This is a genomic window from Streptomyces sp. NPDC001492 (assembly GCF_053597275.1).
In genome coordinates this window covers 37657-62431 of sequence record NZ_JBSFHW010000051.1, presented here as the reverse complement: position 1 = coordinate 62431, position 24775 = coordinate 37657, and the positions used below count along the sequence as shown (strand labels likewise).

Annotated in this window: 15 protein-coding genes; 4 read left to right on the top strand and 11 right to left on the bottom strand. The window is 71.4% G+C overall.

What is annotated here, in order from left to right:
* Window positions 1-384 precede the first annotated feature (384 nt).
* Window positions 385-915: a hypothetical protein gene (locus tag ACWC1K_RS42180; protein WP_450838624.1), complete on the bottom strand. Its 531-nt coding sequence runs from the start codon at window positions 913-915 to the stop codon at window positions 385-387.
* A gap of 229 nt (window positions 916-1144) precedes the next feature.
* Here ACWC1K_RS42180 and ACWC1K_RS42175 point away from each other — a divergent pair, with 229 nt between their 5' ends.
* Window positions 1145-1444, top strand: a complete 300-nt coding sequence (locus tag ACWC1K_RS42175) for a hypothetical protein (protein ID WP_450838622.1) — start codon at window positions 1145-1147, stop codon at window positions 1442-1444.
* Window positions 1441-1707, top strand: a complete 267-nt coding sequence (locus ACWC1K_RS42170; RefSeq protein WP_450838621.1) for a hypothetical protein — start codon at window positions 1441-1443, stop codon at window positions 1705-1707. The genes ACWC1K_RS42175 and ACWC1K_RS42170 overlap by 4 nt, the downstream gene beginning before the upstream one ends.
* A gap of 9 nt (window positions 1708-1716) precedes the next feature.
* Here ACWC1K_RS42170 and ACWC1K_RS42165 read toward each other — a convergent pair whose 3' ends face one another.
* From ACWC1K_RS42165 to ACWC1K_RS42150, 4 genes are all read right to left on the bottom strand, one after another.
* Window positions 1717-2061, bottom strand: coding sequence for a hypothetical protein (locus tag ACWC1K_RS42165; protein WP_450838619.1), 345 nt, complete (start codon window positions 2059-2061; stop codon window positions 1717-1719).
* 61 nt (window positions 2062-2122) lie between these two features.
* Window positions 2123-2797, bottom strand: a complete 675-nt coding sequence (locus tag ACWC1K_RS42160) for a hypothetical protein (protein ID WP_450838617.1) — start codon at window positions 2795-2797, stop codon at window positions 2123-2125.
* 75 nt (window positions 2798-2872) lie between these two features.
* The gene (locus tag ACWC1K_RS42155; protein WP_450838615.1) at window positions 2873-15613 is read right to left on the bottom strand and encodes a DEAD/DEAH box helicase family protein; all 12741 of its coding nucleotides are present in this window, start codon (window positions 15611-15613) and stop codon (window positions 2873-2875) included.
* Entirely contained in the window at window positions 15610-15900 is a 291-nt protein-coding gene (locus tag ACWC1K_RS42150; RefSeq protein ID WP_450838614.1) for a hypothetical protein, read from the bottom strand. The genes ACWC1K_RS42155 and ACWC1K_RS42150 overlap by 4 nt, the downstream gene beginning before the upstream one ends.
* A gap of 564 nt (window positions 15901-16464) precedes the next feature.
* Between ACWC1K_RS42150 and ACWC1K_RS42145 the strand changes: the two genes are divergently transcribed.
* Window positions 16465-17184 carry a ParA family protein gene (locus ACWC1K_RS42145; protein WP_450838612.1) on the top strand — a complete coding sequence of 240 codons (720 nt, stop codon included), beginning with the start codon at window positions 16465-16467 and terminating at the stop codon, window positions 17182-17184.
* Window positions 17184-18053, top strand: a complete 870-nt coding sequence (locus ACWC1K_RS42140; protein ID WP_450838611.1) for a hypothetical protein — start codon at window positions 17184-17186, stop codon at window positions 18051-18053. Before ACWC1K_RS42145 ends, ACWC1K_RS42140 begins: the two co-directional genes overlap by 1 nt.
* Before the next feature lie 87 nt (window positions 18054-18140).
* Here the strand turns inward: ACWC1K_RS42140 and ACWC1K_RS42135 are convergent, their stop codons facing one another.
* The 6 genes from ACWC1K_RS42135 to ACWC1K_RS42110 form a co-directional block, all read right to left on the bottom strand.
* A complete protein-coding gene (locus tag ACWC1K_RS42135) occupies window positions 18141-18590 on the bottom strand; it encodes a Pycsar system effector family protein (RefSeq protein WP_450838610.1) in 450 nt (149 codons plus the stop codon).
* Window positions 18587-18919: a hypothetical protein gene (locus ACWC1K_RS42130; RefSeq protein ID WP_450838608.1), complete on the bottom strand. Its 333-nt coding sequence runs from the start codon at window positions 18917-18919 to the stop codon at window positions 18587-18589. The genes ACWC1K_RS42135 and ACWC1K_RS42130 overlap by 4 nt, the downstream gene beginning before the upstream one ends.
* Window positions 18920-18933: 14 nt before the next feature.
* Window positions 18934-19410: a hypothetical protein gene (locus tag ACWC1K_RS42125; protein ID WP_450838607.1), complete on the bottom strand. Its 477-nt coding sequence runs from the start codon at window positions 19408-19410 to the stop codon at window positions 18934-18936.
* 119 nt (window positions 19411-19529) lie between these two features.
* Window positions 19530-21872 (bottom strand): hypothetical protein, encoded by a 2343-nt coding sequence (locus ACWC1K_RS42120; RefSeq protein ID WP_450838605.1) that lies wholly within the window; start codon window positions 21870-21872, stop codon window positions 19530-19532.
* A gap of 141 nt (window positions 21873-22013) precedes the next feature.
* Complete coding sequence (locus ACWC1K_RS42115) at window positions 22014-22448, bottom strand: conjugal transfer protein TraB (protein WP_450838604.1); 435 nt, start codon at window positions 22446-22448, stop codon at window positions 22014-22016.
* 5 nt (window positions 22449-22453) lie between these two features.
* Window positions 22454-24712 carry a hypothetical protein gene (locus ACWC1K_RS42110; protein ID WP_450838602.1) on the bottom strand — a complete coding sequence of 753 codons (2259 nt, stop codon included), beginning with the start codon at window positions 24710-24712 and terminating at the stop codon, window positions 22454-22456.
* Window positions 24713-24775: the final 63 nt, after the last annotated feature.

Here is a 24775-nt window from a genome sequence, read left to right as displayed (position 1 = left end):
GCCGTCCGGCGCGCACGGCCTCGGCCCAACACCTCCTGTCCGCGCCGGGCGGTACCGCGGGGAGCGGGGGTCCGGGGGCCGGCGAAGGCCCCCGGCAGCCACCGGCCTCACCCTGTGACTACGTCACGCCACGGCGCTTCGTCGGGGTTTACGTGGCGGGCCGTCTGCCGGATGCGGGTCTCGTCGTTGTGCGCGCAGGTCTGGCTAACGGAAGGGGGTGGGGTGCCCGGCATGGTGTCCGTCGTCCCGTCGCCGGGCCAGAGTTGGGCCGGGCGCCGTACTGCCGCCGTCACGGCGCGAGGAGCGTGAGCAGAGCGCGCCGCCCGGCGGGTGGCTCGGCGAGGGCGGGTTGCTGCCGCGCTATGGCGGGGGCCGTCGGGCAGGTCAGTCCGTGGTCGGCTGTCCGGCGCGCTCGCGGACCTTGCCGCACGCGATCCAGAGCGCACCCCACACGAGGTCAACCATGATCCCTGTTGCTCCCTCGGCGGCCGCGGTGAACTCGCCGAGCCGTTCGGGCTCCTGTCGGCGGACCTGGAGGAACTTCTGCGCCAGGACGTCCGCGTTCACCGCGTTCGCCACCCGCGCCTTCGCGTCGGCCGTCGACACGGGCCTGCCCCCGTTCGCCTTCTCCCGGGCGTACCGCTCGACGAGATCGGCTTCCTCGGCAAGCGCGTTGATCTTCGCCACGTCCGGCACGCCCCACAGGGTGCGCCACTGGTCGGGGCACTCCCGGTCGAGGATGTCGGCGAAGAGGTGGGCGAGCAGGAGGTTGACGTGCGCCTGTCCCTCGCGGGTGCCGCCCCCGAGGCGCAGCGCGAGCGCCACGGCGTCCTCGGGCGGCACCTCGTCGGCGGACGCGGCGAGGAAGGCGTCGGCGACCGGCCGCACCTCGTCGATCGTCGGACGGTGAACCACGACGCCCCTCCCTCTCGTGCCCGGGCCCCGGCCACGGTAGCGGCCGCACCCGGCGACCGCATCGCCGGAGGGCGCCCCGGGACCGGGCGGGGCGGCCGTGTCGGGGAGACTGGACCCTCCCCCGGCAGCGTGCCCTGCGTCCGGCCGATGCTGCCGCTGTCGGGGGGACTCTCCCCGCTGCACGCCGGATCCGAGTAGCGTCATAGGCAGCAACCAGGAGGAGGTCACCGTGACGGCGCAGCCCGAGCACCCCGGCGCCAGCCAGTTCAGCCCGCCCATGCGTACGCTCGCCGAGCTGCGTGAGGCCCTGTCGACGTGGGGCTTCCCCGGTGACCGGCAGGCGTTCGAGAAGGAGCTCGACGGGATCGACCTGGACGACCTGACCCGGGTCCGCGAGGTCACCCAGGCCTACCGGCACCGCATCCTGATGCGATACGACCCCGGGGCCATGGCCGCGCTTGCCCGGCCGACCGGCGACGTCGAGGCCGAACTGCGCCGCAGGCTCGCCGAGGCCGGGGCCGCCCAGTGACGCACGCCTTCTTCAGCGATCCCGCCGAGAAGATCCTCACCGAGCTCTCCCCCACCGAGCGGGCCGCCGTCGAGGCCGTGCGCCGCTCGCTCGAAGACGACCCCACCCAAGGCCGTGGCCTGCCGGATGCCGACCCGCAGAGCGAATCCCGCGTCGTCGAGCTCCTTCCCGAGCAGACCGGCGGGAGAGGGATCTCCGTCGTCTACCGCTACAGCCCGGACCTGGACGCCGTTCTGGTCCTCTGGCTGATCGCCGGTCCGTAGCGGCAGCGCTCACCGCGGCGGCCGCCGCGCGGGTAGGGGCATCTCCCCGCCCTCCACGGGCCCGGTCGACGAGGGGTGGGCGCTGCGGTGCGCGACCCGCAGGCCCGGATGCGGCCACCAGTACATGCGCACCACGACCATGGTGGAGCCGTCGAGGTCGACGCTCACCTGGTAGGCGATCCGGCCGTCCGCCCAGTCCTGGCGGGCCATCACGGTGGCCCACCGCCACCGGCCTTTCGACCACACCCACAACGCCGGCGAGTCCCTGCGGGGCCAGGTCCGCACGAGCGGCTTCGGCCCGTCCTCCGGGCGCCACGGCCGGGCCTCCACCGGCTCCGCCACATCACCGCTCACGCGTTCGATTCTAAGCGGGTGTGGGCACGTCTCCCCTGTCGGGCGCCCTCCGCCCTGTAGTTCAGCTGGCGGTGGCGATAAGGCGACGCATGATCGCCATGAGTTCGTCCGGCGGGGAGATCCTCATCGTCCGGCTTTCCTGGTCGAAGAGCGTGATCGACGTCAGGGTGCCATCGCGCCACCAGAACACCCGGGGGGACAGACGCCCGGGACCGTCCTCGTAGGCGCCCTGTCCGAACTGGGCCAAGGCGTTGACGGCCTCGCCCACGTGCCTGTCAGCCAGCGGGTAGAACACGAGGTTGTGCCGGTTCGGAACGACGAGCAGCACACCCTCGTCCGGTATTTCGGGGCCGCCGGTGGCCCGCACCGTCTCTTCGAACACGAGCACCTTGCTGGCCGCGAATACGGACTCGGGGTGGCCGAGGATGTGGAGGAGCGCACCGTCGGGCAGATCGGCGGTGTCGTAGTTGACCGGCTCGCTGAGCAAGTTGGTACGCGCCGCGGCCGCGAGGGTGTCCCAGTCGACGAGGGCTACGTCGCTGTCACTGAGGAGGCGGACGTCGTTCGGGGTGTCGAGGGCGATGCCCACCAGGAGGTCCGTGGCCAGTGGTTGCAGGTATTTGAAGTGCCCTCGTGCCTCCTCGGGTATCGATTCCTCGGCGGCCAGCCGCAGGTACACGCTGCGGAGGGGATCCGGGGCCCCGTTGTGGTCGGTGCGGCCTGATGTGTCGCTCATACGTGGTTCCTCTGGTGGTGGTCTGCTGGGCGGGCGTCGCCGACCGGAGTTCGACCGGCGACGCCCGAGTTGCAGCTACTTCGTCTTGCGGTTTTCCTGATACTCCCCGCCGCTGCGCCGCAGGTGCGCGGCCTGCTCCGTCCCTGCGGCGGGCCCCTGCGGCTTGCGCTTGACGGTGGTCGACCGGCCGCGTGCGGCTGACGCCGAGACCCCGCCGCCCTGCCGGGACGCCTTCTTGCCCCCGTTCGCTGCGGTCGGCAGCGGCCGACTCAGGGCCTCGCCCATCCTGCGCATCGCCGGGATGTCCGGCTGACCGTCGGCGGGGCCGGAACCCGCGGGCGGGGTTGTGCCGCCGGGGCCCGGGCGTGGAGAGCTGTAGGCGAACGCCGCATCGCCGAGCCGGAGCAGCGCCTCGGCGCTCGGTAGGTCGCGGGCGCCCTCGCTGCTCTGCTCGTCGGGCCGCCGGAGCTTGTCGGCGCCCTTCTGCGCCAATTCGGCGATCTTCTCGCAGACCTTGAGCGAGGCCTTCCGGAAGAAGTTCTGGACTCGATCGTCGGCCATCAGCCGCCCCAGGAACTCTCCGGCCCGCTCCTTCAGGACGCGTCCGAGGTTCGCGAACGCCCCGCGGACGGTCTGGAGTTCCTGCCACTCCGGCAGGTTCTTGAGGTCCTCGGCGTGGGTGTCGGCCTGCCGCAGTGCGGTGTTGACGGCTTCCGCCTGCTGCTGCGGGTCGGCCGTGTCCGACGCTTCGCCGGAGACGTCATTGGTCGCGCCGTCCGCCGGGGCGGGGTCCGCCGCCGGGGCCGTGGTCACCGGCTCCGGGGCGGGCGCCGGGGCCGGGGTCGGGGCGGCCTCCGTGGTCGGCGCTGCCTCGGGAGTGGTGGCGGCCGGCACCGGCTGGGCGTCGGGCTCGGGGGCCGGTTCGGCGGAGGCGGTGGCGACCGCTTCGGCGAGATGCCGCTGAAGGGTGCGCAGGTCGGATTTGACGGCCTGCCAGAGTTCCTCCTCCGTGCCCTGCTCCGCCGGGACGATCTCCCCGAAGGCCTCCGTCACGTCCTCGAAGGCGGCCATGACGTCGAGCGGGCCGGTCTCGTCGGCCGGGGTGTCCTCTGTGGTCGCGTCCGGGCCCGTCCACAGCGGGAGTTCCTCCGGCTGCGAGGCCGGGGCGTCCTCGCCGGTGACGGTGTCCTGTTCGGGCTCGCCGGTCGGATCGGCGTCCGAGGGGTCAACGCCGTCGGGCGACGTGGGGCGGGTGGGTGTGGCCATCTCGGTTCCCTCCGGGTTGCTGGCCGGCGCGGGCGGTTCGGTCGTCTGGGCGGGGTCGGCGGCGGCCGCCGGGCTGGCCTGCACGCCTGATGCAGCAGGGGCGGGGTCCACGGTGGCGGACTCGGCCTGTTCGGCAGGCCCGTCCGGGGCGGGGGCGTCGGCGGGCGCGGGCAGAGCGAGCAGCTGCTCGTACGCACCCGGAGCGGCCAGGGCCAGCACCTGCTCCCGGCGGGTTCCCTCGTCCCCGAGGTGGGTCCACGCGTCGCCGAAGTAGGTCCACAGCAGGAACTCGGAACCGCCATCCGTCACGAGGGAGTCGGCGACCTGTGCGAACAGGGGCCGGAACTCGGCGATGTCAGCGGCGGCGTGCGCCATGCGGATCAGATCGTCCTGTTCACCGGCGGTGTTCACCAGCCAGGCAGCGACGTCGTCCACGCTGGGCGCCATGCCATCGCGCAGGGTGTCGCGGACCGCGAGGACGAGCCCCGCGCGCACCGTGTCGGTGTCCCAGGCCGGGGCCAGGAGTCCGCCGGGCAGGTGCGCGGCGAGCCAGGCTTCCGTCTCCTCGTCCGCGACCAGGTGCTCCGCGCGCTGGGCCGGGCGGACCAGCATGGGAATGCCGACGGAGACGGGCATGGGCTGCCCCGGCAGGTCGGCGGCACTGACCCCTGGCAGGACGAGGGTCTGCGAGACGTCGCCGACATCGACCCGGGCAACCACCTGCCCTTCCGTGTCGCCCCACAGTGAAATGCCGACGCGGGGGCCGCGCACCGGCTCCGCCGCAGGGGCGGGCTCCGCCGGGGCCGAGGGCTCGGCAGCCGCTGCGGGGGGCTCCGGCGATGCGGCCGCGGGCCCCGAGGCCGGGGTGCTCTCGTCGACCGGAGCCTCGGGTGTCTGCTCGGCCTGCGGTGCGGGAGCCGGTTCCGCGGCCGCGGCCCGCTCGGCACGGACCGCCTCCAGGGTGCGCTGAAGACGGGTCTGGAGACGGCGGACGTCGTGAACGAGGAGGGCGAGCGGGTAGGCGAGCAGCTGCCGCTCGGCGCTTCCGACGTCGTCGGGGAGCGCGTGGCGCCAGGCCGCGGCCTGCTGCTCAACGGCGTCCAACGCCGCAGTCATCTGCCGGGAGTTGTGCCGTGCCGACGGGGCCTCCGTCATGCCGCGGAGGGCGTCGGTCATCGCCCGTAGTTGGGGGTGTGCGGGATCCTGCGGCCAGACGCGGGCGGCCGCAGAGGTGAGCGCGCCGATATGCCAGCGGGCGCTGACCTGGAGCTCGCCCCGCAGCACTTCGGCCCGGGCCAGGGCACCCTCGCCGAGGGCAGCGGCGGGCGGTGCCCCGTACGCCGTGCCGGTGAGCGTGGAGAACAGGATCGCGGCCCGGTCCGCCGCCTCCTGCGGGCTGTTGGCGAGGTTCGTGACGTCGGCGGGCTGGCCGTCCAGGGTGATACGGCCGAACCACTGTCCGCCGGCGGACTGCTGCACGGTGGCCACCGTGCCGTCGCCGTACCGGAGTTCGCCTCGGTCCGGTGCCCGGCCGTCCATGCCGAACATGTGCAGCTGGTAGGCCTCGTCCGCGGCGAGCGGTGCGACCACGCTGTAGGGCTGGGGCTCCGGCGGGTCCTCGATCTCTACGGCGTCCTCCGTCTCCGTCGTGTCGTCGCCGTTCTGCGCGGCCGGTTCGCTGCTGTCTGCGGGTGCGGCGGGCTCAGCCGTCTCCTGCGCCATGACCGTCTCCCCCTTGTCCACGGTCGGTTCCTGCTGCTGTTCGGTCTGCACCGGTTCCGCCAGGGCCTGCGGGGCGGGTGCGAGTGCCTCGGTCTCGCGGGCGTGTTCGCGGGCCCACTCCAGCACGCCGTCCCAGTGTTCGTAGCGGGCCTGCGCCTGGTCCGGGCCGGTGACGAGGAGGCGGTGACCGTCGTCGCCGGGCTGGCCCGGCTGGTAGACCATCTCGACGACGTACGCGGCCTCCCCGATGGTCAGGTCCCAGCGCGGGCCGTGCTCGTACGGGCCGCTCATCCGCGGGCCGTCCCCGCGGGACGTGAGCGTCTCGCCCCAGTGCAGGGCGACCTTGCTCGCGTTCGAGCGGTAGCTGAACAGCACCCAGTCGTCGCTGGAGTTCGGATGGGTCTCCGCCGTGCGGCCCAGCGCCGCCCGCTCGGCGAGTTCGTCCGCGTCCGTCGACCCGATGCCGGTGCCGTAGGAGACGCCGAACAGGTCGCGCAGCACGAACCCGCGGTAGCCGCTCTCGGCCTCCTTCGCCATGCGGTACCGCTTGTTGGTGGGCAGGTGGACGGCCGTCCACTCGTTGTCGGCGGTGCGGTGGCTGACGACGTCGTGCCTCGGCTCGAAGCGGCGCGGCAGGATGCGCCGGCCGCCGCGGCGAGCTTCGGCGACGTCGGCGAGGTGGGAGGCCTGCGAGGCGGAGACGCCCACGGTCAGTTCGACGCAGGACCCGCACTCGGCGGCCATGGAGCCGTGGGTCTCCTCCGAGCTGAGCCAGTGCCAGACCACGGTGTACCGGTCGGCGGGGGTGCCGCAGCGGTCGCAGTCGCCGTGCCCGGCATGGCCGTACACGCCCAGGCGGCCGCGGTCCGGCGCCCCCTCCGTGCCGGGCGGGGCCGCGGGTTCCCCCTCGGCCCGACGGCTGCGGCTGCGGCCGCGCCGCCGTGTCGTGGGCGCCGGGTCCGGTGTCTCCTCGGGGAACAGACCAAGCTGGCCGTCGTCCGCTGGGGCAGACTCCACGTCCGGCTCAGCGGCGGCCGCCGGGGCGGGTGCCGGAGCCGTCTGGGGTGCAGGATCCGGCGGGCTGGCCGTGCCGGTCTCCGGCTCGGCGGCCACGGTCTCCTGCGGCTGTTCCTCCTCTTCGGCCGGGGCGTCGGCGGCGGGCGCCGGATCCTGCGGGACGTCGGTGTTCTCGGCGGCGGACATCTCCGGGTCGTCGATCGCCGTCTGCTCGGTGGCGGTCTCCTGCTCGGCCGGGCCGGTCTCCTCCTGCGGTGCCGCCTGCGTGCGTGTCGGCGGCTGGTACGGCCCGACGTACGGGTCGACTTCACCGATCGGCAACAGGCTGGCCTCACACCGGGCGGTGTCGTACGCCTCGAAGTCGAAGCGCTCAACCGCGTTGCGCAGCACCCGGAGGGTGCGCCGCTCCGCGCCTGTGGCGCCGGGCAGGGCATCGGCGGCTTCCTGGGCCGCCTCCCCGAGCGCCTGCATCTGGGCGACCGTGAGGACGTACCTGCGGTGGCTGCTGACCCACTCGGGAGGCTCGATCGGGCTGCCGTCCGAGTAGGTGCCGGTGAGGGGGAGCTCCGACAGCTCCCGGACCTGCGCCGTGGTCAGCCGTACTTCGCGGGCTGCCGATTCGGCCGGGATGGGGACGGGGTTCTCCGGCCGGGTCGCCAACGGCATCGTGGTGCGCACGAGTTCGGCGGCGCGGATGGCCGGGACGCCCGCGGTGACCGGCAGGGATTCGTGGAACGGGCCGGTGGGCGTCCCGCCGCGCGAGTCCTGGCCCCACCAGTAGCGTCGGTGGTCGTCGCCGATCCTCGCGCGGACCCAGCCGACGACTGCGCCGTCGGTGTCGACGATGGTGCCGTGTCCGGCCTCCACGTCGAGGTCGACCAGCCGGGTGCCGTTGGTGTGGCGCAGCTCGATGCCGTCGCTGGTGGCCGCTTGTTCGGCGTCGGCTTCGTTCTGCCGTGCCTTGGCCGCGTGCTCCGGGTTCCCCTCCGGCTTGGCGACGTCGTCGGGCCACTCGATCTCGCTGTCCTCGTAGACCCGGGTGCCCGCCGCGGTGGTGACAAGCACCAGGCCGTTGTCGTCGCTGCCGATGACGATGCCGGGCCCGTGCGGTGTCTGGACGGCCACCTCGTCGACGGCGCCCTCGGCCGGGGCGTCGGTCTGCTCTTCCTCCTCCGTCTCCTCGTCCTCGGCGGCCGTCTCCGGCTCGTCCGTCCCGGTCTCCTGCGCCGGTTCGGGGGCGGGCGGCGGGGTGTCCGCCGCCGTCTCCCCCTGCCCGCCGGGCGGCTCGTCCTCGGAGGTGTCCGTGGCGGTCTCGGCGCCGAACAGGTCGAGCTGGTCGGCGGATTCGTCTTCCTCGGCCGTGTCGTCGGCCGGCGGGACGTCGTCCGGCTGTTCCTGCGGCGGGGCCTGTTCGTCCTGCGCTGGCTGGTCGGGCTCGGCGGCCGCCGTGCCTGCCGGGGATTCGCTCGGGGTTTCCTGCGGGCTGCTGCCGGGCTCCTCCGGCTCCGTCTCGGGTTCGGGCCCGTCGTAGGTGTAGGGGACGCCGATCTCGTCGAAGGCCGCGCGCAGGCCCTGTACGGCGGCCTCGCGGTCCTCGAAGGGAGTGTCGCGCTGCTGGTACCACTTCTGCTGCTTGCGCGACCACCTGAAGTCCATGTCGTGCAGCGCGTCGCGGATGCGCTGGTCTCCCCCGCGAGGGGTGTTGCGGACCTCGGTGCCCTCGGCGTCGTGGAGGATCCTGATGCGGGCGGCTGCCGCTTCGGCGGCCTCGATCTGCGCCTCGGGCTCCAGCTCGATGACGGTGCCGGGCGGGGCGGCGAGGATCGCCTCCAGGTCGACCGTGAACAGCGGCTCCGTATTGCCGCCGTGGAGCGTCAGCAGGTCGATGCTCAGGTGGGTCAGCTGGTCGCTCTGCTGCTGGCGCCGTTCGCCGACCTGGTAGTGGACCCACTCGTGGTAGCTGCGGCGGAAGCTGCCGCCGACGCGCTCCCCTACCTTGCCGATCTCGTGCACCAGGTCAAGGAGCGGGTTGTTCGGGTCGTAGGAGTAGCCGACGCCGGGCTGGTCGATGTAGGCCACGACGTCCTTGCCGGACAGCTTGTGGCGCCGCAGCAGCGGTTCGTAGTACCGCAGAACCGCCGCGCACCGGGCCATCTCAGGAGAGGGCGCCGTGTGCTGCTCCGCCTCCGCCGCCTCCGGCTGGGGCCCGAACCGCTCACGAGCGGCGGCGAGTTGGTCCTCGCTCGGCGGCTCCATCTTCCACAGGGCTACGCGCAGGTGCGCGAGTGCCGTGCGGAAGGCACCAGTACCTTCACTGACGAAGTGGAGCTCGCGGTCCAGACGCCCGTGCTCCCAACGGGGTGCAGTGGCGGGCCGGTTGGCCTCGTCGTACGCGACGGCAGCCTCAATCCAAGCGGGGAGCTCCGCCCACTGGATCAGTGCGGTCGTCTCACTGCCCTGCTCGATGGTGATGCCGTCGGCTCCGGTCGACAGGCGCACGTCGCCGTTGCCCCGCAGGCGCGGCGGCAGGTCGAGGCTGGGTGAGGCGTACCAGGCGGTCGTGGGGTTCTGCCGCTGTTCGGCGATCCACTCGCGTACCCGCTCGGTCGGCTCCCAGCCCGGTTCCGGGGAGGGCGGTTGCCTGTCCACGGCGTATGCGCTGGCCAGTTCCTTGACCTGCTGCTCGTTCAGCAGTGCCATGATCGCCCACCCTGCGGGGTGGTCGGTGCGGGGCGTCGGCTGCGGGCCGCCGACGTGCCCGACCGTCACGCGGCCGCCGAAGCCGTCGAGGAGGCCCTGCAAGGTCGTCTGCTCGGCGCCCGTGGTCTCCGGCTCAGTCTCTGCCGGGGCAGGCTCGGGGGTCTCCCCCTCGGTTGCGGGAGCCGATTCTGCTGCGGGCGCCTGTTCTTCGGCCGCAGCCGGTGCTGAGGTCTCCGCATCGGTGGCGGTGGCCGCGGGCGCCTCCGGGGCTTCCTCCTGCACCGGTTGCCGCAGCTGCGCGTACACCGGGCCTGCGACCTCGGCGTGCAGGGCGTTCCTCGCCCGTACGGCGTCGTCACCCTCGCGCCGGTAGGCGAGCACCCAGGTCGGCCACTCGCCGACGGGCACGTTGTCCCACTGCTCGGTGACATAGCCCCGGAACCAGGAGGCCATGGCCACCGTGAAGTCGTTGACGGCGTTGGCCTGGGCGATCTGCGGATCGGCGAGGGCCGCCGCGGTGGAGGCCCGTGCGGCGTTGGCCTGTGCAGCCTGGGCTATCTGCGGATCGGCGAGGGCCGCCGCGGTGTAGGCCTGTACGGCCTCCTCCCACACGCCCGGATCGGTCAGGGACGGGGCGGGCGGCTCCGGCGCTGCCTCGGTGGGCTGGACGGGCACGGGGTCCTGGTCGGCCTGCCCGTCTGTCTGCCCGTCGTTGGTGTCCGTCGCGCCGTCGGGTGCCGCTGCCGCAGCGGCGGCCGCCTCTCCTGGGGCGGGCGGCGGCCCGGTGGCCGGCGCCGGAGCGGGCGTGTCCGCCTGCCCGGTGGCGGCCTGCGCCTCACTCTCGTTGTCCTCGGCGGCCGTGGCCGCTTCCTCGAGGGTCGCTGTGCCCGTGTCGGAGTCCGTGCGGACCTCACCGCGCGCCAGGGCCCGGGCCTCGTCCTGTACGACGTGCTCGTCGGCGATGATCTGGCGCAGCCCGGCGATCTCCTCGCGCAGGGCGACCAGTTCCTCGTTGAGCTCGGCTTCCTTCTCCTCGTTCACGCCGACGACGCGCTCCGCCCGCTCGACGAGGGCGGCGTGCTTCTCGTTGAGGACGACCAGCTTGCCCAGGGCGCGTTCCTCGCGCTCCTTGGACCGTGCGTGCATCCGGTAGGGGTTCGCGTCCTTGTCGCGCAGGTTGGCGGCAATCTTGTCGCGGTTGCCGGTCTGCGCGGAACGTGACTTGTCGAGCTTGTCGAGGTCCTCGGCAAGGCGGTTGAGGAAGGTTTCCAGGGACTGGATGGCGCCACGGCCGTTGGCCTGCGTCACGCTGGAGGCCTGCCATTGGGCCCGGTCGTCGCGCTGTCCGAGCGGGGGGACGTGCCCCCAGTCGAAGCGCAGGCGCAGTTGGCGGCGGCCTGCGTGGTCGAAGGCGATCTCGCCGTGGAAGTCGAGGTTGCCCAGGGTGCCGATCGGGACGCGCTGCCCGGGCCGCAGAGACTGGTCACGGGCGACCTTGACCATGCAGGCGCCCAGGGCGTTGGCGGCCTCCTCGCGGCTGCGGTAGGTCGCGTCCTCCACGGTCATCTTGAAGGCGTCGCCGTTGGTGGGGCGCCGCTGGGGCAGCGCCGCGCGCATCCCCTCCACGGCGGTGCTCGCCTTGCTCAGGAAGTCGTCGAGATCCTTGAGCTGTTCGGCCCTCGCGTCCTGCTGCCGGTCCCAGCTGCGGGCCAGGCCCTGAAGGCGAGCGCGTTCGGCGGTCGCCTCGGCGAGCTGGAGGATGGCCGGGTCACCGGAGGCCAGGGCGGAAAGCATGCCGAGGTTGATGGCCTCGGCGCCGATGTCCTCGATCTCGCGCAGGTTGAAGTCGCGGCGCTGGATCTGACCGATGAAGCGGGCCTTGCGGGCCAGCGTGGTCAGCCGGAACTCGTCGAAGGTGCGCTCGGTGATGTAGTAGAGGATCCGGACGTCGTCCGCAGTGCCGTCGACCCACGGCACGTTGAGGTTGCCACGCCGCTCGATACGGCCGTCGCGCTGCGCCATGTCCGCCGGCCGCCACGGATAGGACAGGTGGTGCAGGGCCACCGCCCGGTCCTGGATGTTGGTCCCGGTGCCCATCTTGGCCGTGGACCCGATCAAGACGGAGACCCGTCCGGACCGGCAGTCGGCGAACAGCTTCTCCTTCTTGCGGTCGGTGTTCGCCTCGTGGACGAAGCGGATGGACTCCCTCGGCATGCCCCGCTCGACCAGTTCGTCCCGCAAGTCCGCGTACAGGTCGGCGCCGTGCTTGGCGGTGCTGCCGGGGGTGCCCTCGTCGAGGAACACGAGCTGAAGGCCGCCGGGCAAAGGCTGCGGGGTCGGGTCGTCCTTGGAGACCGGGTAGACGGTGTCCTTCGTCTCCTGCCAGATCTCGACGATCTTCTCCGCCGCGTACGGCAGCTTGCTGCCGAGGTCCTTGCTCCCGGCGTTGCCCTGTTCACCGAGCTCACGCAGGATGTCGGAGGCGTCGACCAGGCTGAGGTCGAGGGAGGCGCGCAGTCCCTCGCCGAGCGCCTTCAGTACGCCGCCGGGCTTGTTCACCCACGGCTGGTGAGGCAGCCGCTTGATGAACTCCCGCTGCGCCGGGGCGGGCGGTATGAGAATCCGCTCCCCTCGCTGGCCCTCGACCTCCCGGACCGGCGGGGTGGGCAGGTTCAGGTCCTCGGCGAGCTGCACGTCGGCGAAGGTGCGGTAACCGGCCAGCAGCTCGGGCACGTTGAAGAACCGGGAGAACCGGGCCTTGTACTTGTAGCCGTTGCCCTTCGGGTCGGGCTCCAGCTGGGCGACGACCTCACCGAAGGTGGCCGCCCAGTTGTCGAAGGCGTGCAAGTTCAGCTCATTGAGCAGGCTCGGGGCCAGGAAGCGCTGGAGGACGTACATCTCCGTGACGCTGTTGGCGGGCCAGGTGCCGGTGGCGAAGCAGGCCACGCGGTCGGACTCGGTGGTGTCGCGCAGCCAGGACACCACCATGTGCAACTTGGTGGCCTTCGCCGAGCCCTCGATGGCGGCGCCGGGGATCGCCGAGACGGTGCGCAGGTTCTTGTACTCATGCGCCTCGTCGACGAACAGGTAGTCGATGCCGGTGTCTTCGAGGAAGACGCCGATCTCGTCGGACATCGACTCGATCTGCTGCTGGAGGTTCGCCTCGGCGTTGGCGAGGGTGTTCTCGATCTGCTTGACCGTGCGGGAGTCCATCCCCGCCTCGGCCGCCCGGTCCAGCTGCTCGCGCAGGGACGCCATTTCCTGATCTAGGTAGGCGCGCTGCGTCTCGGGCCGCAGCGGGACCCGGTTGAAGGCCTCATGGGTGAGGACCACCGCGTCCCACTCGCCACCGGCGATGCGGGCCATGAACTTGCCGCGGCGCTTCTTGCTCAGGTCGCTCGCGCTGATCGCCAGAATGCGGGCGTTCGGGTAGAGCTCGCGGAACTCCCTGCTCCACTGCTTGAGCATGTGGTTGGGCACCACGAACGCGGGCTTCTTGGCCAGCCCGGTACGGCGCAGCTCCATCGCGCCGGCCGCCATGGTGGCCGTCTTGCCCGCGCCGACGACGTGGGCGAGCATCGCGGTCGGCTCGTTGACGATCCGGCGGATCGCCGCGTTCTGGTGCGGCCGCATCTCCCAGTCGGAGATCAGGCCGGGCAGGGTGAGCGGCAGGTCGGAGTAGTCAGGCAGGACCAGGTTGTTGAACTGCTCGTTGTAGAGCTTGGCGAGCTGTTCGGCGCGACCCTTGTCCGCCCACACCCAGTCCTCGAAGGTCTCGGCGATCAGCCGGGCCTTCTCCTGTGCGGCGTCGGTGGCGTCCTGGTCGACGTAGGTCTTGCCCTCGCGGTCGGTCCACGTCACCCGGATCGTGGAGTCCGTCTGCCGCAGCAGGGCCTCGAACAGCGCCTGCGTAGGCCGGGCCGGTGTCCCCCACTCGGTGCGGGCCAGGTCCCCGATCTTGGCGCCGCGGACCTCCCAGATGGTGCCGCCCGCGTGCAACACCTTCGCGTCGTCGAAGCCGAGATGGCGCAGGAACTCGTCGTAGACGTCGACCGGGATCCACGGCGCACCGATCTTCGCTTTGATCTCGGACGGCGCCAGGTCCTCGGGCTGCACCCGTTCCAGGGCGGCGACGTTGCCCGCGTACGACGGGTCGGTCTTGGCCCGGGCCGTGGCCTCGGCGAGCTTGGTGCGGACGTTGCCGGACAGGTAGCGGTGGCGCGGCTCCCAGACGTCGCCCTGGTCCGTGGACTGGCCCGGGTCACGGAAGGCGAGCCCGGCGTCCGCGCACTGGGCGGCCGCCTCCTCCTGGTCGATGCCGAGGAGGCTGGCCACGCGCCACATGTCGAGGCGGCCGCCGTCCCACTCCATGGCCAGCGCGATGGCGTCCTCGGCCGTCTTCGCGCGGGTCGGCAGGCGGCGGGGCTCCAGGACACGGGAGAGCAGCACCTGCTGCTCGGTGGCCGTGTTGGTCTTGTCGTCCCACTCCTCCAGGCCGAACAGGAAGGAGGCGTCGGGGTCGTCGTCGATCCAGGCGTAGGCGGTGCGCTGCTTCCAGACTTCCGGGACGGCCGCCAGGCCCTCCCGTTCGGCCCGTTCCTTGGCCTCCTTCGGGGTGAAGATGAAGGGCTGGCGCGGCTTGGACAGCGGCGGGTTGCTCTTGCGGTAGTCCCGGTAGGCCATGCGCAGTTCGGCGCGCAGCCGGGCCAGTTCGGGCGTCTCGCCGGGCTCGGCGGTGGCGGCCTCCGCCTCGTACAGGGCCTGTGTCATGCCCTTCAGGCGGATCAGCTGGACGAGCTTGTCGCGCTGGTCGGGGTGGACCTCCAGCGGGACGGCGCGGCCGTCGTCGACGATGGTCGGGTTGCCCGCCTCGTCCAGGCCCAGCGCGCCTTCCGTGCCGCCGTAGACCACCGTCTGTACGTTCCGCGTCTGCGTCGCGGTGGCGGCCGCGGCCGTCAGGCCGGCGGCCTCCGCCTCCACGGCGATGGCGGCCGCGGCCGCCTCCAGTTCGGCGGCCGGGGAGTTCTCCCCCCGGTCGGTGACCGTGACCTCGGGACCGAACTGCCCGATCTTCGCGTGCAGGTCGCCCAGCACGTACTCGGGGTGGGCGCCGAAGTAGGCGTTGACGGCCAGCTCTTCGGGCCGACCGGGCAGTACCTGTTTGCGGGAGGTCAGCCAGGTGTCATCGCCCGGCTCCTCCCCCTCGGCGCGCCGCCGCAGGAACAGCACGTCGGTGACCACTCCGGTCCCGGCGGCCGCCTGGTGGGCGCGGGCGGGCAGACGCACCGCGCCCACCAGGTCGCCGAGCTCGTACATCCGCTCACGGGCGGAGGAGTCCTCGGCGTCCAGCGTGTACCGGCTGGTGATCAGGGCGACGATGCCGCCGGGGCGGGTGGCGTACAGCGACTTGAGGACGAAGTGGTCGTGGATCGACAGCTTCAGGTCGGGGTTGTGGACCTTGTCGAACCGCTTGTAGCGGCCGTAGGGGACGTTGCCGACCACGGCGTCGAACCCGCCGTCGGCGAGCGGCACCTCTTCCAGGCCGCTGGTGATGATGTCGGCATCCGGGTACAGGTAGCGGGAGATGGCGGCGGTGTTCCGCTCGACCTCCACGCCGGTCATCCGCACCCCGCGCAGCAGCGTGGGGGCGAGGCCGATGAAGTTGCCGCTACCGGAGCCCGGTTCGAGGACCTGACCGCCCTGGAAGCCGAGCTTGCGCACCGCACCCCACACGGCCTGCACCAGGTCGCCGTCGGTGTAGTGGGCGTTGAGGGTGTTGCGGCGGGCGTCCCCCCACTCGCTGTCCGAGAGCAGCGCCCGCACCTTCTCACGGACGTCACCGAGGGCGTCCCAGCGGTTCACCGCCCGCTCGTGAGCGGCGTCGTCATCGTAGGCCGCACGCGCCGGCCGCGGCTCGAAGATGAGCGGCAGCGCACCCCAGCCCGACCACCGGGCCAGCACCCGCTGTTCCTCGGCAGCCGCCGGGCGCTGCTCCTCCTCCAGGGCCCGCAGCAGCTCCAGGGCCGCCAGGTTCGCGCGGGCCCGCTCCCCCTGCCCTGACGGGGCGAGGTCCCGCTGTCCCCGCGGCTCGAACCGCGGGGGCGGGCTCACATCTCCCGGTGCTCGGTCCCCGGCTCCTTCTCCAGCCAGATCAGCTCGGCGTACACCATCTCCTGCGCCCGCGAGCGCGTCGCCCGCCGTGCCGCCGCCCGCTCGTCCGCCGGAAGCTGCTGGAGCAGGTCCTGCGTCAAGGTCCCGATCTGCTCCGTCACCCGCAGATCCAAGGCGTGGAAGAACTCCGTCTGCTGCTTCTCGTTCCCCAGCTCCGCCAGGGCCGTCGGCCGGTACGTCTGCCAGTATTCGAGCGCCGTCTTCCCGTGCCTGCTCAGTTGCGTCATCGCGATTCCCCTCGTCCGCGTGAAGCGGCTGCTCCACTCCCCCAGTACTCAAGAGCGTCCTCCCCCGTGGTGGTGCCAGGGCTCAAGGTGCCGACCTGTCCCGGCACGCCGGTCCCACCGACGGGATCAGGGACCCTGCCCCCAATCCCTCCGTCAGTGGTCAACGGCGGCCGGACATGATCCATCCTCATCGACCCTAACGACTCATCCACAACAGATTTCGCGTGCACCCCGCGAGTTGCCAGCTCTTTTCGCGTGACGCAATGGCCACACGCGAACGCCCGACGCTGCCCTCAATGCTCGACGTGCGACACTGCGGCAACGCCAGGCGAAGCCGAAACAATAGTTTCCACTCCGTTCGATTACACGTCGAACACTCAGGCCCTCATGCACACGTAACCCCGGGGTGACTCCCACCCCCGCGAATGTCTGGCAAGCTGTGCGCGATCCGAGTAGCCGCACCCGCGGTGAAACCACGGAAACGGAAGGCATGGAATGAGCACATCCGCAACGCTCCAAGCGGCCACTGACACAGCCGCCAGAGCAGTTGGCAGGACGGCGAAGGTGATCGTCGTCATTCAGCAGAAGGGTGGCGCAGGCAAGACCACCATCGCGGTCAACACCGCCGCATGCGCCGGCCGATCGGCAGTGCTGTCCAACGGAGACGAGTCCGCGTCCGCCCCCATCGTCGCAGCGGGCATCGACGTTCAGGGCTCCCTGGAGAAGTGGTGCGCAGGCGTTCGCGAGGAGGCCTTGCCCTTCGACTACGTCGTCACCAAGAGCAAGCTCGACATCCTGCCGAGCGTCATGGAGGACCCAGCGCGACGCCGCATCATCGTTGACACCCCCGGCTTCCTGGATGTCGACCCCGATGCCGAGTGGGGTGCAGACCCGTTGGGCGAAAGTCGGACAGCCGACGCGCTGCGCGAAGTGCTCGACGTGGCGGACCTCGCTATCGTCCCGATCACCCCGTCGAAGATCACTTGGGATGAGTGCGAGTTCACCATCGAACGCGTCCTCAAGCCGAGGAACATCCCCTTCCTGGTCGTGATCAACATGCACGACCCCGGCAAGGACAAGGCTGAGAAGCAGCTGGACAAGGTGAAGGAGTGGATCGACGAGCGGAACTACCCGCGCGTCGCCGACCCGATCCGCCGTTACACGATCCACGAGCATGCCTACGAGAACGGCACTCTGGTGACCGAGTACAAGATGTCCGGCACGGCCCTGAACGCGCGGGAGGACTTCATGCGCGTGGCCCTGACGATGGAGCAGATGCTCTGATGGGCAGGGCTATCAGCACAGGCGGGGCGCCCACAGCCCCCGGGCGCCCGGACAACGCGGTCGAGCTGGCGCGCGCGCTCGGCGACTCTACGAAGCTCCCTACCAAGCAACTCACCGATACCCCGGCGCTCATCGCCCAGGAGCAGGACATGCTGCTCAAGTGCGAGAGCGCGATCGAGAACCTGCGCTTCGCCTTTTGGGCTGCGGGCAAGGCACTCCAGGTGGTGCGAGATGCCCGGCTGTACCGGGCGCAGTTCGAGACCTTCGAGGAGTACACGCAGGCCAAGTGGGACATCACGCCGCAGTACGCGGGCAAGCTGATCCGCACCTGGCGTGTGGCCGAGGCGCTGTTCCAGGCGAAGCCGGGCGGGGGTTTGGAAACAATTGTTTCCAGGAAGCTCGGGTACGGGCAGGCCTGGGCGCTGGTCCCGCTGGTCGAGGAACACAACGTACAAGCGGCGGTCTACCTGTACCTGGGGCTGCTGAAGGTCAAGGGTGCGGAGGTAACGGCCGCACTCGTCCAGGGCGCCGTGGAGGCACTCCCCAAGGCCGCCGCCGGACACAAGGGGAAGACCGAGGAGGCCGTGCTCGCCTACCTCGCTTCCCTGGAAGACACCACGCCTTCGGTGCCGGGAACCGACCCCGTGAAGATACTGAAGGCACTCACCAAGGCGGCCAAGACCTTCGACGCGCAGACCGTGGAGGCCGCCGTGCAGCATGACCCTGAACGGGCACGCAGCGCGGTGAAGTCGTTGATCGAAGTCCTCTCTTCGGCTGCCGGTATCCCGGTTGCATTCGACGCCCCGGCCGCGATCGAAGCGTCGACGGAAGGAGCGCCGCAGGGCGAGGACGAGGTATCGGTCGCGTAGCCCTCTCGGAAAGCACAAAGGCGGGCCCCATCCCGAAGGATGGGGCCCGCCTTTGTATGTGTCCCGCGTGCCGATGAAGTAGCGGTGTTACAGCAGGGCGACCAGCAGTGCAGCCGCGAGGACCACCAGTGAGACGCCGGTGATGTCGCCAGCGACCCGAAGTCCGAGGTACTTGCGCTTGGCGATCCTCGATAGGTGGATGACGTGTTCGGCTTGATTCTTCGGCACCTCCAGGTCCGCCACCAGCTCTTCGGCGGTGCACAGCGACCAGTAGAGGTATGAGCCGCGGGCGGCCCCGGCGAGGCGTGGCCGAACCACGGAGAGGACGACGAGCATCGCCACGAGGAGGCCGACGGTGCCGGCGCCGACCAGGAGGCCGGAAGCCCCGGGCAGGGTCCGGCCGGGGATCGCGGCGACCAGTGCGGCCAGGGGGAGCGAGAAGGCCGTGAGCAGGACTCCGCTTTTCGCGTCCGTACGGGAGATCTCCGCGAGGACGTTGGCGGTGGCCGCGTCCAGGCGGCGGTTGATGTCGGTCACGCGGCGGACTCCCGGTCAACATCGAAGAGACTGACCTGTCCCTCTTCCAGTTGGCGGCGTCGCAGGTCGGCGGCGCGCTCCCGCTCACGCGCGAGGGCGTTGTTCCAGCACTTCCAGCACCACGGGCGTAGGTCCGTGAACGGCGCGGCCGCGTTCTGGGTATCGCTTGCGTTCGGGTACTGCGGAGCGGCGAGCAGTGGCTTGCCCTTGCCGCTGTGGGTGGCGTCGCACCGTAGGCCGCTGTGTTCGGTGCCGCAGCTTCCGCGGCAGGCGCAGCTCTTTCCGTGCGCCTCAAGGACGGCCGTTAAGACGTTCAAGGGCTTGGTCACAGCAGATCCCCTCTTCAGCCGCGTCGCTGGTCGTTCTTGGTGTGGGCGATCAGCCCGTTGTTCTTGCTGCTGTGCTGGCTGTTGTCCTGGTAGACGTCGCCGTTGTAGTTGTGGTGGTGCTCGGTGTGCGTGGCCTTGGCGGCGCGGATTGCGGAGCTGACGGCGACGACCACGGCGGCCACCGCGGCGATGGGCAGCGTCACGAAGAGGACGGACATCAGGGAGACGGCGGCGAAGCCCTTGCAGGCCAGCCAGACGCCGCAGCCGAGGCCCGTGATGCCGGCGCCAACGCCGATGGAGGCGACGGCGACGCCGAGGGCCCAGGCCGGGACGATGCGGTGGTCGGGCTGGCGGACGGGCGCGGTCGACACGCGCTCTTCTCCGTGGAGTGCGTTGCGGATGATCTCTCGGGCTGTCGCCTCGGCGAGTTCGTCGCTCATCGGCTGCCAGTTGGCGGTCTTGACGGTGCGCTGGGTGTCGCTGTGCTCCACTTGTTGTGCTCCTTCGTGTCTGGGGGAGTGGCGGGGCCGACCGGTCGTGATGGGCGCGGTCGGCCCTGCGTGGGTGTTCGGGGAGGAGGGGCGGCCGGGTGCGGCCGCCCCATGGCGGGTCAGGACTCGGGGTCCTCGTCGGGCTGGTCCGGGATGAGCTGCCATTTGCCGTGGCCGGTGCTGACGATCAGGCCTTCGGCGGCGAGGCGGCCAAGGGCGGTGTCGACGGATCCGGCGGCCGGGCCGTCCTCGGTGCCGACTCCGACGGCTCGGCGGATGTCCCTGGTGAGGCGGACTTCGCCGTCGTCGAGGGCGTCGAGGATCTTGTCTCGCAGCGTCTTGGGGGCGGCGGTGACCGTGGGCCCCGAAGTGATGGCCTTCTTCGTCTTCTTCTTGCGCCGGCGGCTGCCGCCCTCTTCGTCCTCGTCGTCGCTGTCCTCTTCACCGGCAAGGAAGCGCTCGGCGTCGGCGAGGGCCTGGGCGTAGGCGGCCTGGAAGATGCGGTCTTCCTCGGGAGTGAAGCCGGGGATGACCGGCTGCGTCTCGAACAGCTTGATGAGGTGCGGGTAAGTCCGGTCCTTCTTGAGGGCCTTGAAGACCCGCATCAGGATGGCCCGGCCGCCCTGGAGGCCCCAGGCCATGCCCGCCGTGATCGGTCCGGGCGGGACGTCCCGGCCGTCCCAGGCTGCTTCCAGTTCTTCGGAGATCGAGCCGAAGAACCGGCGGATCGGGGTGATCTCGGTGCCGTCGGTGACCATGTCGGCGGCCATCGACTGCGTCATGGTGGAGTTGACCCGGCCCATCCAGACCGTGCCCTGCTTTGCATTCGCGCGGATCTTCTCGGCGTCGCCGAGGTCGGTGACGTGGATCGACTGGCCCGCGAATCGGATGCCGAAGCCGAACTTCCGGCCGGTCTGCTGGAGTCGGGCGATCATGCCCGTGATCCACTTGCGGAACTCCGGCGGGACCAGGGCCTGTTCGCCGAGCACCATGTTGATCTCGTCGAGGGTGACGTTCGCCAGGCGCCAGGGTTCGTTGAGCTTGAAGGAGCCCCAGCCCTTGGCGGAGCTGACCTGCTCGCGGTAGTCGGCCACGGCGCAGGCGGCGGCGAGCGTGGCGCCCATGGCGGCGACGCCCGCCCCGAAGTGGTAGACCCTGCCCTTCGCTTCGGGGAGCGACATGCCGGATTGGGCGTCGGCCACGAGGGAGATCACGCCGCTCAGGCGCTCGGCGATGAGGACGGTGAGCAGGAAGACGCTCTTGCCCGAGCCCATGGCGCCGACCGCGAGGTCGGTGAGGGCTCCCATCTCCGGGTCGTACAGCGGCATCTTGAACGGGCGTCCGTCGTGCCGCAGGCCGACGGTGACCAGTCCGTCCGGGCCCATCGTGAGGTCCTCGGCGGTGGCCTCGCGGATGTTGATGAGCGGGTGTTCCTTGTAGATGGTGACCACGCCGCGGCTGAGGCCGTCGGTCTCGATCATGAGGAGTTCGGGGTCGTCCATCTGGAGGGCCCGGGCGAGCTTGAGGCGGGGCAGGTTGATCAGCTCGCCGTCCTCGGCTTCGACGAGGATGCGGACGCGGTCTCGTTCGTCGCTGACCTTGAAGTCGATCAGGTTCATCCCGGGGGCCGCGCCGCCCGGGCCGGAGACCCGGTCTGCCCAGAGCTGGACGAGGCCTTCCTGTGCGGAGCGCGTCTCGGCTTCCCGCTTCGCCTTGTTGGGGGCGACGCGGAGGTAGAGGCGGCCTGGCCCGTAGCCGTCGACCGGGGTGATGTCCACGGCGGCCTCCGGGACGTCGAAGACGGCCGCGACGTTGCGCTTGGAGACCGAGCCGGGGACGGCCTGCCCGGGCGGGGCGAGGATGTAGCACTCGAAGTCGGGCTCGTCGGGCTGGAACTGGTGGATCTTCTCCAGCGTCGTGTCGCCGGTCTCGGACGACAGGGCCCACATCTGCTTGAGGTGGCCGATGTACGTGCTCGGCACGGGCTCGACCTGCCCCTGGACGGTACCGAGGGCCGCGCCCTGCTCCGGCAGCTGCTCGACGACGCGGCGCAGGCCGAGCGACCGGGTGAGCGGGACGGCCCAAGCCATCGCCGACGTCCAGGTCGCGGCGGCCAGCATCGGCCAGCCGTTGGGGTAGTGGAGATGCGGGGCGAGCAGGCCCGCGGTGTAGCTGCCGGACCAGCCGAGCACCGGCAGGGACCGGTAGGTGGAGACCAGCAGGCCCGGTCCGTCGCCGACGCGGGTGCGCCGCCACAGCCGCCAGCCGGTCAAAGCGCCGGCGGCGACGGTCGCACCGTGAGCCCACCAGGGGACTTCCATGATGGGGCCCGCGGCCGCCCAGGTACCGGCGGCGCCGTAGGCGAGGCGCTCGACGATGGCGAGGCGACGGGCGCCTTTCTTGGTCAGCCGCCCGTCAGCCGCGGGGGCGGCGTCAGTCTTTTCGATCTCGGTCGTGGTCAATTCGTTCTCCGTGGCCGGGGCGGAATGAGGGGAAAGGGGGAGGGGCCCGGCTGGAATGCCGGACCCCTCGCGCCCGTCGGCCCTGCGGGAATCGTCAGGGCCGACGGGTGTCGTGCTGCGCTTTTCCTGGTGGCGGAGCGGTCAGCGTGTGCGGTAGAAACCGGGCTTTGCCTGCCGGATTCCGCGGCGCCTGGCCGCCTGGACTGCTTCGTAGATGCCTTGGTATTCGGTCTTGTGGGCGCTGCTGAAGCCCTTGACGTTGGTCACCAACTGGTCGGCAGCGTCCTCCAGTTCACCGGAGGCATTGGCCACCTCCCGAAGTGCCGTTCCGGCGTCGGTGATCAGCCCCGTGAAATACGGCTCGACCTCGGCCTCCGCGCACATGTCGGAGATCTTGTCGTGGTCGTCGGCGTCCTTCTCCATGCGCCTCTTCAGGAGGTGGGTCATTTCCTTCAGGGCGACGGCCTGTCCGGCGAGGGTGACCATGCTGCCCAGGAGCCGCATGAAGCCCAGCACCCCGCCGCCGGTGCTGATGGCGGGCACGGCGGGGGCCCTGTAGGGCTCGATTTCGCTCATGGTCCTCAGTCCTCGTTGTGGATGCGGGCGGACGGCATGACCAGGCCCGCGTCGGCGGTGGCCTGCTGCACGGGCTTGTAGGCGTCGTGCATCTCGTCGTGCGCGGTCTCGACGGCCTCGGCGGCCACGAGCGACTTCTTGCGCATCTCCAGGGCCTTCTTCTTGATGAGGTCCATGGACTCCGCCAGCCGCGCCATCGCGCGGGAGGTGAGGCGCCCGATCACGTTGTGCCGCTGCGCGAGCTCCTCGGAGAGCTTGAGGAACCGGTCACGCAGCTTCACCGCCTTGTCGGCGAGGCTGGCGCACTCGTCGTACGTCTTCAGGCACTGCGTCTTGGACTGGGCGAGCTTGCCGAGGACGTCGTCGAGGGTCACCTCCGTCATGTGCTCGGACGACGCCATGGAGCGCAGGGTGGGCAGGGACGATCCGGATGCGCTCACTGACGCCTCCTTCTTGATCCTGGTGCTGGTGCTGGTGCCCGAGGGGAGCCCCCGGGCACCGGTGGTCAGCGGCTCCCGGGCGGGAGCCTGGTAGCCCGAGGGGAAGACCTGTTCCGCGGTCACTACCGTCTGGCTGTTGGGGTCGGCGTCGCGCATGGAGTCCTCGGCGCTCTTGCGCTCGCCCCGGGGCGGGGGCGTCCAGAACTCCCAGCCGCTGCCAGGAGACCCCGTTCCGCTTCCGGTCGACGACGTCGTACCGGTCCCGGTCGAGGTCTTCTTGGTCTTGGGCTTCTTGAGCTTCACGCGGGGCCGCTTCTTCGAGCCCGGGCCCTTCTTGCCGGTCGGCGCCTTCGTCGAGCCGGTGCCCGGGCCGGTGGAGGAGCCCGTGCCCTTGCCGGGGCGGGTCTTGCCGGTCTTCCTGGTCTTGACCTTCACCCGGGGCTTCTTCGAGCCCGGGCCCTTCTTGGCCGTTGGCGCCTTCGGTGTCTTCGCCGAGCCGGTGGCAGCTCCCGAACTCGAGCCTGCGCCCGCAGGGTTACCGGGCTTGGACTTCTTCTTCCTGCGCTTCTTGCGCGGGACGGTGGTCAGGATCGGAGGGGCCAGCTTGCGGCGCCGCTTCTTGAGGCGCTTGCGGACCGTCTTGGCCACGGCGTCGCCGAGCTTGGTGCGGTCGGCGTCCTCGGCGGCCCGGGCCTCCTTCTTGGCCTCCTTCTCCTTCGCACGGTCCTCCGCCCGCTTCGCCCTGGCCTCCCTCCGGGCCTCTTTCACTGCGTTCTTGCGGTCACGGCCGGCGGCGCGGTCCCGGGAGCGGTCTTCCAGGGCGGCGGCGTGCCGGGCCTTGCGCCGCTCCAGGCGGGCTGCCTGCCGGTCGGCGGCCCGCTGCTGCCGCCCGCGCGCCCGCTCCAGCGAAGGGCTGGAGGGGTTCGAGCTGGGGGACTTGCCGTCCTTCGGGGACTTGATGCCCTTGCCGGAGCCCTTCGAGCCCGGCCCGGAAGAGCCGGGCTTCGAGCCTGGCCCGCCCTTGCCGGATCCGCCGGCGGGCTTGCTGCTGCCGGAAGTCGAGCGGGACGGTGTCGTCGAGGACGACTTGCCCGAGGGTCCCTTGTTGCCGCCGGGGCCCGTCGAGCCAGCCCCTGAGCCGGACTTGTTACTCCGGCCGGGTCCGGTGGACCCGGCACCGCCACCGCGGCCGCCGCCGCCCAGGAGCGAACCGCGGCCGCCGCTGAGGGACTTGCGGCCGAAGTCCTGGCTGGAGGGAACCTGCTTGGCCCGCTGCTGGGCGGCCTTGCCGCTGATGCCCTCCAGCTTGGCGGCCGCTTCCTCGGCGGCTACCTGCCGCTTGAGGCGGGCCTCGCGCAGCGGCGCGGTCTCCGCCTCCCGGGCCAGGCGCCGGGTGTTCCAGTCCTGCACGAACGTCACGGTCCCGCGCAGCGCCGCCAGAGCGATGGCGAGCGTGGCCGCCAGACCCAGCGCTCCCAGGCCCGGGGTCTGCGGGTCCTCCTCGGCGTCGTCGCCTCCCTCCGAGCGGAGGGCGACCGTCCCGGCCGGGGCGGAGCCGGGGACCGGGGGCAACGCCGGGGGACCGGCCGTCGCGGCGGCCAGCGAGTCGGCCGCCGACCGGCGTGTGCGGGCCGGGAAGAGGTCCGCCCCGCCGTCCGGCGCGGTGGCCGGGGGCGGCGGGGCGGTGGGCGGTGCCGGGGTGGCTCCGCCGGGGGTTGAGGGTGGGGCCGGAGGAGGCGGCGGGGCGCCTCCGGGGAGCGGGGGCAGGCCGGGGGGAGCGCCGCTCCGGGGCCGGAATGTGAGCACATTCCTGTCGTCGTCCACGGAATCTCCTACTTGACAGACAGTGACCGGATGGGGGATCCTCGCGCGCCCGCGCGCCCGTGC

Coding starts and splice junctions, on each gene's coding strand:
- ACWC1K_RS42150 (WP_450838614.1), bottom strand. CDS start 15,900: ATGACGCAACTGAGCAGGCACGGGAAGACGGCGCTCGAATACTGGCAG.
- ACWC1K_RS42140 (WP_450838611.1), top strand. CDS start 17,184: ATGGGCAGGGCTATCAGCACAGGCGGGGCGCCCACAGCCCCCGGGCGC.
- ACWC1K_RS42115 (WP_450838604.1), bottom strand. CDS start 22,448: ATGAGCGAAATCGAGCCCTACAGGGCCCCCGCCGTGCCCGCCATCAGC.
- ACWC1K_RS42160 (WP_450838617.1), bottom strand. CDS start 2,797: ATGAGCGACACATCAGGCCGCACCGACCACAACGGGGCCCCGGATCCC.